The sequence below is a fragment of the Klebsiella sp. BIGb0399 genome (assembly GCF_003752615.1).
In the GTDB taxonomy this organism is placed as follows: Bacteria; Pseudomonadota; Gammaproteobacteria; order Enterobacterales; family Enterobacteriaceae; genus Klebsiella; species Klebsiella lignicola.
This window is the reverse complement of record NZ_RKHT01000005.1, coordinates 2,089,049-2,101,547: the sequence shown is the minus strand read 5'-3', so window position 1 is coordinate 2,101,547 and position 12,499 is coordinate 2,089,049. Positions and strand designations below refer to the sequence as shown.

Sequence of the window (12,499 nt, the reverse complement as noted above, 5' to 3'; positions counted from 1 at the left end):
CATGACTCTCAGAGGAAAACGTTATGACGCGCCGCGCAATCGGGGTGAGTGAAAGACCGCCGCTTTTACAGACAATTCCACTTAGTTTGCAGCATCTGTTCGCTATGTTTGGCGCAACGGTCCTGGTCCCGGTGCTGTTTCATATCAACCCGGCCACCGTTCTGCTGTTTAACGGCGTCGGGACTCTGCTGTATCTCTTCATCTGTAAGGGCAAAATCCCGGCCTATCTGGGCTCGAGCTTTGCATTTATCTCGCCGGTACTGCTGCTGCTGCCGCTGGGTTATGAAGTCGCGCTCGGTGGCTTTATTATGTGCGGCGCGCTGTTCTGCGTGGTCTCCTTTATTGTCAAAAAAGCGGGAACCGGCTGGCTGGACGTGATGTTCCCGCCTGCCGCAATGGGGGCGATTGTCGCGGTCATTGGTCTGGAGCTTGCGGGCGTGGCGGCTAACATGGCCGGTCTGTTACCGGCTGACGGCCAATCACCGGATAGCACCACCATTATTATCTCGATGGTCACGCTGGGCGTCACGGTGTTTGGTTCGGTGCTGTTCCGTGGCTTTATGGCGATTATCCCGATTCTGATTGGCGTGCTGGTTGGCTACGCGCTCTCCTTCGTGATGGGCGTTGTCGACACCACGCCGATTGCACAAGCGCACTGGTTTGCTCTGCCAACTTTCTACACCCCGCGCTTTGAGTGGTTTGCGATTTTCACCATTCTGCCGGCGGCGTTGGTGGTTATTGCTGAGCACGTCGGTCACCTGGTGGTAACGGCCAACATCGTTAAAAAAGATCTGATCCGCGATCCTGGCCTGCATCGTTCGATGTTTGCTAACGGTCTGTCGACGATGATCTCCGGCTTCTTTGGATCGACGCCAAACACCACCTACGGTGAAAACATCGGCGTCATGGCTATCACCCGCGTGTACAGCACCTGGGTCATCGGCGGCGCGGCTATCTTCGCGATTCTGCTCTCCTGCGTGGGCAAGCTGGCGGCGGCCATTCAGATCATCCCGCTGCCGGTGATGGGCGGCGTGTCGCTGCTGCTGTACGGCGTGATTGGTGCCTCCGGTATTCGGGTGTTGATCGAATCGAAAGTGGATTACAACAAGGCGCAGAATTTGATTCTGACCTCGGTGATTCTGATCATTGGCGTGAGCGGCGCGAAAGTGCATATTGGCGCGGCGGAGCTGAAAGGCATGGCGCTGGCGACAATTGTCGGCGTTGGCCTGAGCCTGATCTTCAAATTGATCAGCGTCCTGCGCCCGGAAGAGGTGGTTCTGGATGCAGCAGACAGCGAAGATGTAAAACATTGATCCTTCAACCGGGTGGCGATCCCACCCGGTTCTCACCTGGCCTTCTTCGTGCTAAACTCATCGCGTTTTTCTGTAAGCCTATGATGAGGTCCATCTGAACGCACCGGCACAGCTCTCTTTGCCACTGTATCTTCCCGATGATGAAACTTTCGCGAGTTTTTGGCCGGGTGATAATCCCTCTCTTCTTGCTGCGTTACAGAACGTGCTGCGGCAGGAACATAGCGGGTACATCTATATCTGGTCACGTGAAGGCGCGGGGCGCAGTCATCTCTTACATGCCGCCTGTGCGGAGCTTTCCCAGCGCGGCGATGCGGTGGGCTATGTTCCACTGGATAAGCGTACGTGGTTTGTTCCGGAAGTGCTCGACGGGATGGAGCAGCTTTCGCTGGTCTGTATTGATAACATCGAGTGCGTGGCCGGCGATGAGCTATGGGAAATGGCGATCTTCAATCTGTACAACCGGATCCTCGAGTCGGGGAAAACCCGTCTGTTGATTACCGGTGATTGCCCGCCGCGACAGCTGAATCTTGGGCTGGCAGATCTGGCGTCACGCCTTGACTGGGGGCAGATCTACAAACTGCAGCCGTTGTCAGATGAAGACAAACTGCAGGCGCTACAGCTGCGTGCGCGCCTGCGTGGTTTCGAGATGCCGGAAGACGTCTGCCGTTTCCTGCTTAAACGCCTCGATCGTGAAATGCGCTCGCTCTTTATGACGCTCGATCAGCTCGATCACGCATCTATCACCGCCCAACGTAAACTGACCATTCCTTTCGTAAAAGAGATCCTCAAGCTGTAGCGGTCTCTCTTTAATGCTTGCGCCATCGTTACGATGGCGTCTGGCCTGTTAGCTGACGATTTCCAGAACCTGCTCCGGCGGCCGGCCGATACGCGCCTGACCATGGCTGACGACCACCGGTCGTTCCATCAGCTTAGGATTGTCGACGATGGCCTGAATCAGCGCGTCTTCACTCAGCTGCGGGTCGGCAAGGTTCAACGATTTATACAGATCCTCTTTCTGACGCATCAGTTCGCGGGCGCTGACCATGCCGAGCATTTTCAGCAGCTGGCGCAGCGTGGCGGCATCCGGCGGCGTCTCCAGGTAGAGCACCACTTCAGGATCGATCCCGTTAGCTTTCAGCAGACTTAAAGTATCACGGCTCTTGGAGCAGCGAGGGTTATGGTAGATTTTTACCGCGTCAGACATCGGGTCTCCTTACATTTTTTGATAGGGGCGGAATCGTTCCTGCAACTGACGTAGCTGGTCGATACGTGCATCGTAACGAGCCTGTTGCAAACTGCCCAGTTTCACCTGTGAGCTGGCGCTGCTCAGCAGCGTGATCGCCTGGTCGAGCTGTCCGACCAGCGCCATGCCTTCCGCACGCGCCGCCAGTTCCTGATCGCGATGGCCGAGCGCCGCTTCAGACTGGGCCAGCAGATCCCAGCCGTTGGTGTCGTCTTTGTAGTTAAAGGTGTAGCGGTTGAGGATGGTCGCCGCCTGCGCCGGCTGAGCGCCCTGCAGGTAAGCGTTGGCGAGGTTCAGTTGCAACACCGGATTGGTGCGAATTTCTTTGGCGTTTTTCAGCCGGTTGATGGCATCGGCCGTTTTCTTCTGCCCAAGGTCGATATCGGTCGCCAGGTCGAGATACCAGGCATTTTGCGGATCGGCGCTCAGCAACGGCTGTAGCGTTTTGCGTGCCAGATCGTAATTGTTGCTTCCCATCGCCAGCAGCGCCCGCCCGTACTGGGCAGCATGCTGTTCACGAATATTGCCTTTGGCCCATGCGTTGAGTAAATCATCCCCGAGCTTATTGGCCCCGGAGTTATACATTCCCAGGGTTCTGGCCTTGGCCAGGTAGAAATCGGCGGAAGACTGAACCACCACCGGTCGCATCTGGTTTGCACGGTTACGGGCGTCCGACAGACGGCTTTCCGGCAAGGGGTGAGTCAGCAGCATTTCAGGCGGACGGGTGGAATAGCGCGACTCATCGAGCAGTTTGCCCATAAAGGCCGGCATCGCCTGCGGGTCAAAGCCGGAACGCTGCAGCACCTGAATCCCGATGCGGTCGGCTTCTTCTTCGTTCTGGCGGGTAAAGCTGATCATCCCCTGCTGGGTGCCCGCCAGCGTGCCGGTAAGGGCTGCCATACCCGCCTGTGGGCTGGCCATCGCCAGCAGGATAGAGCCCAGTGCGCCGACCCATGTCAGCGGGGCATTGCGTTTTTGGTCTTCCATCGCGCGCGCCAGGTGGCGCTGGGTGACGTGTGAGATTTCGTGCGCCATGACCGACGCCAGCTCGCTTTCGGTATCCGAATAGCGGAACAGGGCGGAGTGCAGCACGACGTTGCCCCCGAAGAAGGCGAAGGCGTTAATCTGGTCGTTATTGATCAGGTAAAAGTGAAATGGGGTCCGCACGGAGTTAGCGTGTGACACCAGGCGCATACCTAAGCCATTGATATATTGTACCAACAGGGGATCGTTAATCAGCGGCGCGCTACCGCGCAGCTGACGCACATAGTAATCCCCCATCTGCAATTCCTGGCCAATGGAGAGCGTGCTTCCAGCAGAGGTGCCCATATCTGGCAGGGTATCTGCGGAGTCCGCAAAAGCCGGCAAAATTGAACCCAGCGTCAGTGACGCTATGACGGTTGCCACCAGCGTTTTCTTTAACTGCCTGAACATAACCTCAGTCCTGTAATGTGGGTGTGCCAGTTTGACCGATAGGGCGGCGTAATGTTCCGTATCCGCGCGTCCTGCGAGTTTAGCTGGCGCAGAGGCTATTGAAAATATGATCTTCGTGCGAGCGTGAATGTTTGTGGCTTTGCTAATAAAAGCGAAGTCTTTCAGGTGACATTTAGATACAATTCCCTCGGTTTTTTTGCCGCTATGTGCTTCAGGGAAGGGTTTTATGCTTGAGATGTTAATGCAGTGGTATCGTCGCCGGTTCAGCGATCCGGAAGCGATAGCGCTGCTGGTTATTTTGTTGGCTGGTTTCGGCATCATGTTCTTTTTCAGCGGCCTGCTGGCGCCCTTACTGGTGGCGATTGTGCTGGCGTATCTGCTGGAATGGCCGACCGTCAGACTGGAGCGTGTCGGGTTTTCACGCACCTGGGCGACCTCGTTTGTCCTGATCCTGTTCGTTGGCGTGCTGCTGCTGATGGCATTTGTGGTGATGCCGGTGGCCTGGCAGCAGGGGATCTATCTGATCCGCGATATGCCCGGGATGCTCAATAAACTCTCCGATTTTGCCGCCACGGTCCCTCGCCGTTATCCGGCGCTGATGGATGCCGGCATTCTCGATGCCATGGCGGACAATATGCGCAGCCGCGTGCTGACCATGGGCGATTCAGTGGTCAAATACTCTCTGGCCTCGCTGGTCGGTTTGCTGACCCTGGCAGTCTATCTGGTGCTGGTGCCGCTGATGGTTTTCTTCCTGCTGAAGGACAAAGAGCAGATGCTGAATGCCGTGCGCCGCGTGCTGCCACGCAACCGCGGTCTGGCAGGGCAGGTGTGGAAAGAGATGAACCAGCAGATTACCAACTATATCCGCGGTAAAGTGCTGGAGATGATCGTTGTCGGCGTGGCGACCTGGATCGGCTTTATTCTGTTTGACCTCAACTACTCGCTCTTGCTGGCGGTGCTGGTGGGGTTCTCGGTGTTGATCCCCTATATTGGCGCCTTCGTGGTGACTATTCCGGTGATCGGCGTGGCGCTGTTCCAGTTTGGCGCCGGCCCGGAGTTCTGGAGCCTGTTTGCGGTCTATCTGATTATTCAGGGGCTGGACGGTAACCTGCTGGTTCCGGTGCTGTTTTCCGAAGCCGTGAACCTGCACCCGCTGGTGATTATTCTCTCGGTGGTCATCTTTGGGGGATTGTGGGGTTTCTGGGGCGTGTTCTTTGCGATTCCGCTGGCGACCCTCATCAAAGCGGTGGTGCACGCCTGGCCGGATGGCCTGGTGGTGGAAGAAGAGAAGTAGGGATTTACGCGAGATAACCGTGGTTAAAATAGACGCCGGAACGATGAATCGCGGTCCGGCGTCATGATATCAGGTGAACGGTTAGCCGTTTTCTTTCAGCCAGTTCAGTACGATATCGTGGTGATTACTGGTTTTAAAGTTATCAAACACGTGCTCGACTTTACCGTTGGTGTCGATCAGGAAACTGATGCGGTGGATGCCATCGTAAGTTTTCCCCATAAACGTTTTTTCGCCCCAGACGCCAAACTGCTCACATACCTGATGATCTTCATCAGACAACAGCGTGAAGTTCAGCAACTCTTTTTCGGCGAAACGGGAGAGTTTTTCCGGTTTATCAGTACTGATCCCCAGAACCTCAACGCCCGCTTTCTTTAAGTCATCCATGTTATCGCGCAGGCCACAGGCCTGAACGGTACAACCCGGGGTCATGGCTTTCGGGTAAAAATAAACCAGAACACGCTGTCCCTGGAAGTCGGTCAAATTTACTTCCTCGCCGTCCTGGTCCGGTAAGCTAAATTTCGGTGCAATATCACCGGCTTTCAGTGGATTCATTACTCAAACTCCATCCTGTTCATCATGCTGTGAATAATTAACGATATTAATACTGCCTTGTGCATTCAATTCTGTACATAGGGCTTTGAACGCTTGTTCGATATTTGATGCATTTTGTGTTGCGGGACTGTGAGCGGTTATCTGAATAAACAACTGCGCTGACTCGTCATCACCGCTGACCTGGGTACGAGAAACCAGCTCGGCGATATTCATATTCCACGCATCGAACAGGGCAGTGAAGCGTTCGATAATGTGTGGTGAGTCCGGTACCTCAACCTGGACCCAGACGGTGTTTGGCATGGCTTGCGGAGGACGCGCGGTTGTACGCTTCATTACGATCAGTAAATCCAGCTCGGCGCCTTTTAATGGCAGGGTCGACTCGATAAGCGTAATCGCGTTCCATGAACCTGAAAGCAGCATGATAAACGTAAACTCGTCACCAAGCATGGCCAGCCGGCTGTCTTCGATATTACAGCCGCAGCTGCTGACGTGGCGGGTGATGGTGTTCACGATGCCGGCACGGTCAGCGCCCAAAGCGGTAATAACCAGATAGTGTTGTAATGAGGCGGTCAAACCTGTTCTTCCTTTAAAAAGGTGAGGTAACATTAGGAAAGCATAAAAAAAACCGGCATACAACATCCCTGATGGCGTCGGGTCTCTTGCTTTTATTACGGCACCAAACGTAACATTGAGAATCTTGTTGCACTTCTGCTCTGAGGATGGCCCATGTTCACGGGAAGTATTGTAGCGCTTGTCACGCCGATGGATGAAAACGGTAACGTCTGCCGGTCAAGCCTGAAAAAACTGATTGATTACCATGTCGCCAGCGGAACCTCGGCGATCGTTTCGGTAGGGACTACCGGAGAATCCGCAACCCTGAGCCATGAAGAGCATGGCGATGTCGTCATGATGACGCTTGAACTGGCTGACGGACGTATCCCGGTTATCGCGGGTACCGGTGCAAATGCAACCGCAGAGGCTATCAGCCTGACCAAACGTTTTAACAATAGCGGTGTTGTAGGTTGCCTGACGGTCACCCCTTATTACAACCGTCCGACCCAGGAAGGGCTGTTCCAACACTTTAAAGCTATCGCAGAACACACCGACCTGCCGCAAATTCTGTATAATGTGCCGTCCCGTACTGGCTGCGATATGTTGCCGGAAACCGTCGGTCGCCTGGCGGAAGTAAAAAATATTATCGGTATTAAGGAAGCGACGGGGAACTTAAGTCGTGTTCATCAGATCAAAGAGCTGGTTTCAGATGACTTTATTCTGTTGAGCGGCGATGATGCCACCGGAATGGACTTTATGCAGCTTGGCGGTCATGGCGTGATTTCCGTTACGGCGAACGTGGCGGCTCGCGACATGGCTGATATGTGCCGTCTGGCAGCTGAAGGCCAGTTCGCGCAGGCTCGTGTAATAAACCAGCGTCTGATGCCATTGCATACAAAATTATTTGTCGAACCCAACCCGATTCCCGCTAAGTGGGCATGTAAGGCGTTGGGTCTTGTGGCAACCGATACGCTGCGCCTGCCGATGACGCCGATTACCGAAAATGGTATTAAGGCCGTCACTGCAGCGCTGAAGCATGCCGGTTTGCTGTAAAGTTTAGGGAGATTTGATGGCTTACTCAGTACAGAAGTCGCGCCTGACGAAGGTTGCGGGCGTTTCATTGGTCCTGCTTCTCGCGGCTTGTAGTTCCGATTCACGCTACAAGCGTCAGGTTGGAGGCGACGAGGTCTACCTGCAAGCTGCGCCGCTCAGTGAAATTCACGCACCTGCTGGCATGATTCTGCCGGTTCAGGTGAGTGATTATAATATTCCGGTCGCGACCAGCACAGGCGCCGTGGGCAAAGCGCTGGACATTCGTCCACCGGCTCAGCCTCTGGCACTGGTGAGCGGTGCTCGCACTCAGTTTAACGGTGATACCGCGACGCTGATGGTTGAGAACGGTCGTAGCGGTTCGCTGTGGGCCCAGGTGACCAGCATCGTACAGTCAAAGAACTATGTCATCACCAAACGTGACGATGCCAGCCAGACGCTGAATACTGACTGGGTGGAGTGGTCTCGCCTCGATGAAGACCAGCAGTACCGTGGTCGCTATCAAATCTCAGTGAAACCGCAGGGCTATCAGCAGGCGGTGATTGTGAAGCTGGTGAATCTGGAACAGGCTGGCAAACCGATCTCCGATCCGGCGTCGCTGCAGCGCTACAGCACCGCGATGCTGAACGTCATCTCCGAAGGTCTGGATATGAACGCCACCAGCGCGCAGAACGCGGCGCAGAAAAATGCCGGCGCGACCTTCGACGTGCAGAGCGCTGCCGACGATACCGGTCTGCCGATGCTGGTCGTTCGCGCACCGTTTAACATGGTGTGGCAACGTCTGCCGGGCACCCTGGAAAAAGTGGGCATGAAGGTTACCGACAGCACCCGTTCGCAGGGCAGCATGGCGCTGACCTACAAGCCGCTGTCTGACAGCAGCTGGCAGGAACTGGGCGCTCGCGACCCAGAGCTGGTTTCTGGTGACTACAAACTGCAGGTCGGCGACCTCGATAACCGCAGTAGCCTGCAGTTCATCGATCCGAAAGGCCATACGTTGACCCAGTCGCAGAACGACGCGCTGGTTGCCGTATTCCAGGCAGCATTCGCTAAGTAATAAACAAGGGCTGGAGTAATCCGGCCCTTTTTCATGTATAGTGACGCAAACGTGTGCGTATACACTAAATCCTGCAATTTGCTTCGTAGTTGGTCGCTTTCGTTGTTGACGAAGTTGTCGTTCCATTGCCGCGTCGAGGTAACCTGAATGATTTGGTGTATAGGCGAAAAGCGCAATTTTTATCGTCTATATCTTCACTGGAGTAACAAAGATGCAAAAGCAAGCTGAGTTGTATCGTGGTAAAGCGAAAACCGTTTACAGCACCGAGAATCCGGATCTGTTGGTACTCGAATTCCGTAACGATACATCAGCAGGTGATGGCGCGCGCATTGAGCAGTTCGACCGTAAAGGCATGGTGAACAACAAGTTTAACCATTTCATTATGAGCAAACTGGAAGAAGCCGGCATCCCGACCCAAATGGAAGCCCTGCTCTCTGATACCGAATGCCTGGTGAAAAAGCTGGATATGGTTCCGGTGGAGTGCGTTGTCCGTAACCGTGCGGCTGGTTCGCTGGTGAAACGCTTAGGCATTGAAGAAGGGATTGAGCTGTCGCCACCGCTGTTTGACCTGTTCCTGAAAAACGATGCGATGCACGACCCGATGGTCAACGAATCCTATTGCGAAACCTTCGGCTGGGTCAGCAAAGAGAACCTGGCGCGCATGCAGGAACTGACCTTCAAAGCCAACGACGTGCTGAAAAAACTGTTTGATGACGCCGGCCTGATCCTGGTCGACTTCAAGTTGGAATTTGGTCTGTTCAAAGGCGAAGTGGTGCTGGGTGATGAATTCTCCCCGGACGGCAGCCGCCTGTGGGACAAAAATACCCTCGACAAAATGGACAAAGATCGCTTCCGTCAGAGCCTCGGCGGCCTGATCGAAGCCTATGAAGAAGTGGCCCATCGTCTGGGTGTGAAGCTGGACTAAATATCCCTCCGCCAGAAGACCGTCCGGTCTTCTGGCGTCTTCCTGTTGTTTCCTGTGGTAATTCTCCGCTTAACGGCCTACGATCTCTTCTATTCGAGAATGAAAGAGATAGAGGTTCCTATGCGTTGGCAAGGGCGTCGCGAGAGCGATAATGTTGAAGACAGGCGGAATAGTTCAGGTCCATCAATGGGCGGCGGCGGTGGCGGTTTTCGTCTGCCCACGGGTAAGGGCGGGATCGTCCTGCTGATTATCGTGCTGGTGGCCGGCTACTACGGCGTGGATTTAACCGGCATGTTGACGGGCGAGCCGATCGGCCAACAGCAGCAAACAACCACCCAGCATTCTGTCAGCCCGCAAGACGATGAAGCCGCCAAATTTACCTCGGTGATCCTGGCGACCACCGAAGACACCTGGGGACCGCTGTTTGAAAAGATGGGGCGTCAGTATGTCAAACCGAAGCTGGTGCTCTATCGCGGCGCCACGCGGACCGGATGCGGTACCGGCCAGTCGGTAATGGGACCGTTCTATTGCCCGGCGGACAGCACCGTCTATATCGACCTGTCGTTCTACGACGAAATGAAGAATAAGCTCGGCGCGGATGGCGACTTCGCCCAGGGGTATGTCATTGCGCACGAAGTGGGCCACCACGTACAAAAGCTGCTGGGGATTGAACCTAAAGTCCGTCAGATGCAGCAGCAGGCATCGCAGACCGAAGTGAACCGCCTGTCGGTTAAGATGGAGCTGCAGGCCGACTGCTTTGCCGGCGTCTGGGGCCACAACATGCAGAAACAGGACATTCTGGAAACTGGTGACCTGCAGGAAGCGCTGAATGCCGCAGAAGCCATCGGCGACGATCGTCTGCAGCAACAGAGCCAGGGGCGCGTGGTGCCGGACAGCTTCACTCACGGTACCTCTGAACAGCGTTACACCTGGTTTAAGCGCGGCTTTGACAGTGGCGAACCGGCGCAGTGCAATACTTTCGGTAACTCGCTCTGATCGCGACAGCACATGGATAAGCTGCTTAACCTGACGGCGCAGATGGTGCAAACCGGTATTCGTCGCCTGCTGGTGCTCAGCGGCGACGACGCGTGGTGTCTGCAACAGGCGCTCGAGCTACGTGAACGCCTGGGAGGCGATGGCTTGTGGGTCGGCAGCGAGCCGCAGGCACAGCCCGCTATCTTGCCGGGCGCCTTAAAATCCTTACTCGGGCGTGAATATCATCACGCCTTCTTCGACGCTCGTCATGGGTTTGACGTGGCGGCCTTCGCGGCGCTGAGCGGCACCCTGCGCGCCGGAAGCTGGCTGATACTGCTGACGCCAGATTTTGCGCGCTGGCCAATGCTGCCTGACGCGGACTCTCTACGCTGGAGCGATGCGCCAGCCCCGATCCCAACCCCACATTTTGTCCACCGCTTCTGCCAGCAGGTCAGCACCAGTCGCGACACGGTGATCTGGCGACAGGGCGAGACGCTGACCTTACCGGACAGCGTCCCCCGGCCAGAGTGGCAGCCGGCAGATGGTCACCCTCAGGCCGGGCAGGCCGCACTTCTTGAGCGGTTGGCCGCGCTCCCGCCAGGCATCGCCGTTGTGACCGCTGAACGCGGGCGGGGAAAGTCCGCGCTGGCGGGGATGCTGATACGCCAGCTGGCTGGCGATGCCATCGTCACCGCCCCGTCGCGCGGTGCCACCGAGGTGATGGCCGCCTTTGCTGGCGAAGATTTTCATTTTATGGCTCCCGATGCGCTACTGGCCAACGCTGTGCAGGCGGGGTGGCTGATCGTTGATGAAGCGGCCGCCATTCCCGGGCCGTTGCTGCGCCAGTTGGTTGCCCGCTTCCCCCGAACCTTGCTGACCACCACCGTCCAGGGTTATGAAGGAACCGGGCGCGGGTTTATGCTCAAGTTTTGCGCCAGCTTTGCGCACCTGTGGCAGTTCCAGCTATCGACCCCTATTCGCTGGGCGCCCGGCTGCCCGCTGGAAGCGCTGGTCAGCGATCTGCTGTTGTTCGGCGACGAGAGTTTTGCGCAGGCGCCCACGGGTGACGTCGAGGTCATAGCCGTGGATCAGACCAGCTGGCAGCAGCACAACGGACTGGCACCGGCGATGTACCAGCTGCTGTCCGGCGCCCATTACCGGACATCGCCGCTGGATTTACGGCGGATGATGGATGCCCCGGGTCAGCACTTTACCTGTGCACGCACGCAGGACGGAGTTGCTGGGGCCTTGTGGTGCGTGGAGGAGGGAGGGCTGGACCCCGCGCTGAGTAAAGCGGTGTGGGCGGGCTTTCGTCGTCCACGCGGTAATCTGGTGGCGCAGTCGCTGGCGGCCCATGGCGGCAGTCCGCTGGCGGCGACCTTAAGCGGGCAGCGCATCACCCGCATTGCCGTCCATCCGGCCCGACAGCGGGAGGGGCTGGGGCAGGCGTTGGTCGCCAGGGCGGTTGCGCACTCTCGCGCTCTCGATTATCTGTCGGTGAGCTTTGGGTATACCCCTGAGCTCTGGCGCTTCTGGCAGCGCTGCGGTTTTACCCTGGTGCGCTTAGGCACCCATCGCGAAGCCAGCAGCGGTTGCTATACGGCGATGGCGCTGTATCCGTTAACCGCAGCGGGCAGTGAACTGGTTCAACAGGAGTCACAGCGTCTGGCGCGGGATGAGTTCTGGCTGCGGGAGTGGCGTGACACGACGTTGCCGCTGCCAACGGTGCAAGCAGCTATGCTTACGGAACAGGACTGGCTGGATATCGCGGGCTTTGCCTTCGCCCATCGCCCACTGCTGGCGGCAATCGGCGCCCTGAATCGCCTGGTGCTGCAGAGCGAATGCGCGCTTGTGGCTCTGAGTGCACGTCTGCAACGCCAGGATGAAGCGCTGATCTGCACGGAATTACGCCTGGCCGGGCGCAAAGCGCTGCTGGTCAGGATGCGTGAAGAGGCAGGACAGGCGCTGTTCAGCCTGGATGCATCGCGGGCAGAGGCGCTGCGCCAGCAGGTTGAAGAACTGCAATTTTTTTAACTAACTCATTCAGTTAAATGTCATGGTCATATTCCACGTGCGGCGTAAACTGCCCACGTACACTAAGGAGACC

The 12,499-nt window shown here is 56.5% G+C and carries 12 protein-coding genes; 8 read left to right on the top strand and 4 right to left on the bottom strand.

The window, feature by feature from the left end; genetic code table 11:
- Positions 1-23 precede the first annotated feature (23 nt).
- On the top strand, positions 24-1,313 hold the full coding sequence (uraA, locus tag EDF82_RS10190) for a uracil permease (protein ID WP_123755351.1): 1,290 nt from the start codon (positions 24-26) through the stop codon (positions 1,311-1,313).
- 94 nt (positions 1,314-1,407) lie between these two features.
- Positions 1,408-2,109 carry a DnaA inactivator Hda gene (locus tag EDF82_RS10185; protein ID WP_123755350.1) on the top strand — a complete coding sequence of 234 codons (702 nt, stop codon included), beginning with the start codon at positions 1,408-1,410 and terminating at the stop codon, positions 2,107-2,109.
- Positions 2,110-2,157: 48 nt separating this feature from the next.
- Here EDF82_RS10185 and arsC read toward each other — a convergent pair whose 3' ends face one another.
- Positions 2,158-2,517 carry an arsenate reductase (glutaredoxin) gene (gene arsC, locus EDF82_RS10180; RefSeq protein WP_123755349.1) on the bottom strand — a complete coding sequence of 120 codons (360 nt, stop codon included), beginning with the start codon at positions 2,515-2,517 and terminating at the stop codon, positions 2,158-2,160.
- 9 nt (positions 2,518-2,526) lie between these two features.
- A complete protein-coding gene (bepA, locus tag EDF82_RS10175) occupies positions 2,527-3,990 on the bottom strand; it encodes a beta-barrel assembly-enhancing protease (RefSeq protein ID WP_123755348.1) in 1,464 nt (487 codons plus the stop codon).
- Between the two features lie 226 nt (positions 3,991-4,216).
- Between bepA and EDF82_RS10170 the strand changes: the two genes are divergently transcribed.
- Positions 4,217-5,284, top strand: coding sequence for an AI-2E family transporter (locus tag EDF82_RS10170; RefSeq protein WP_123755347.1), 1,068 nt, complete (start codon positions 4,217-4,219; stop codon positions 5,282-5,284).
- Positions 5,285-5,365: 81 nt separating this feature from the next.
- Here EDF82_RS10170 and bcp read toward each other — a convergent pair whose 3' ends face one another.
- Both bcp and EDF82_RS10160 read right to left on the bottom strand, forming a co-directional pair.
- Positions 5,366-5,836 carry a thioredoxin-dependent thiol peroxidase gene (gene bcp, locus EDF82_RS10165; protein WP_123755346.1) on the bottom strand — a complete coding sequence of 157 codons (471 nt, stop codon included), beginning with the start codon at positions 5,834-5,836 and terminating at the stop codon, positions 5,366-5,368.
- 3 nt (positions 5,837-5,839) lie between these two features.
- Positions 5,840-6,409, bottom strand: a complete 570-nt coding sequence (locus tag EDF82_RS10160) for a glycine cleavage system transcriptional repressor (RefSeq protein ID WP_174507714.1) — start codon at positions 6,407-6,409, stop codon at positions 5,840-5,842.
- A gap of 153 nt (positions 6,410-6,562) precedes the next feature.
- Here EDF82_RS10160 and dapA point away from each other — a divergent pair, with 153 nt between their 5' ends.
- The 5 genes from dapA (at position 6,563) to EDF82_RS10135 (ending at position 12,426) form a co-directional block, all read left to right on the top strand.
- Positions 6,563-7,441, top strand: coding sequence for a 4-hydroxy-tetrahydrodipicolinate synthase (gene dapA / locus EDF82_RS10155; protein WP_123755344.1), 879 nt, complete (start codon positions 6,563-6,565; stop codon positions 7,439-7,441).
- A 16-nt stretch (positions 7,442-7,457) separates the two neighbouring features.
- Entirely contained in the window at positions 7,458-8,492 is a 1,035-nt protein-coding gene (gene bamC / locus EDF82_RS10150) for an outer membrane protein assembly factor BamC (RefSeq protein ID WP_123755343.1), read from the top strand.
- A gap of 211 nt (positions 8,493-8,703) precedes the next feature.
- Positions 8,704-9,417 carry a phosphoribosylaminoimidazolesuccinocarboxamide synthase gene (purC, locus tag EDF82_RS10145; RefSeq protein WP_123755342.1) on the top strand — a complete coding sequence of 238 codons (714 nt, stop codon included), beginning with the start codon at positions 8,704-8,706 and terminating at the stop codon, positions 9,415-9,417.
- Positions 9,418-9,537: 120 nt separating this feature from the next.
- Positions 9,538-10,413, top strand: a complete 876-nt coding sequence (locus EDF82_RS10140) for a neutral zinc metallopeptidase (protein WP_123755341.1) — start codon at positions 9,538-9,540, stop codon at positions 10,411-10,413.
- A 12-nt stretch (positions 10,414-10,425) separates the two neighbouring features.
- A complete protein-coding gene (locus tag EDF82_RS10135; RefSeq protein ID WP_123755340.1) occupies positions 10,426-12,426 on the top strand; it encodes a tRNA(Met) cytidine acetyltransferase TmcA in 2,001 nt (666 codons plus the stop codon).
- Positions 12,427-12,499: the final 73 nt, after the last annotated feature.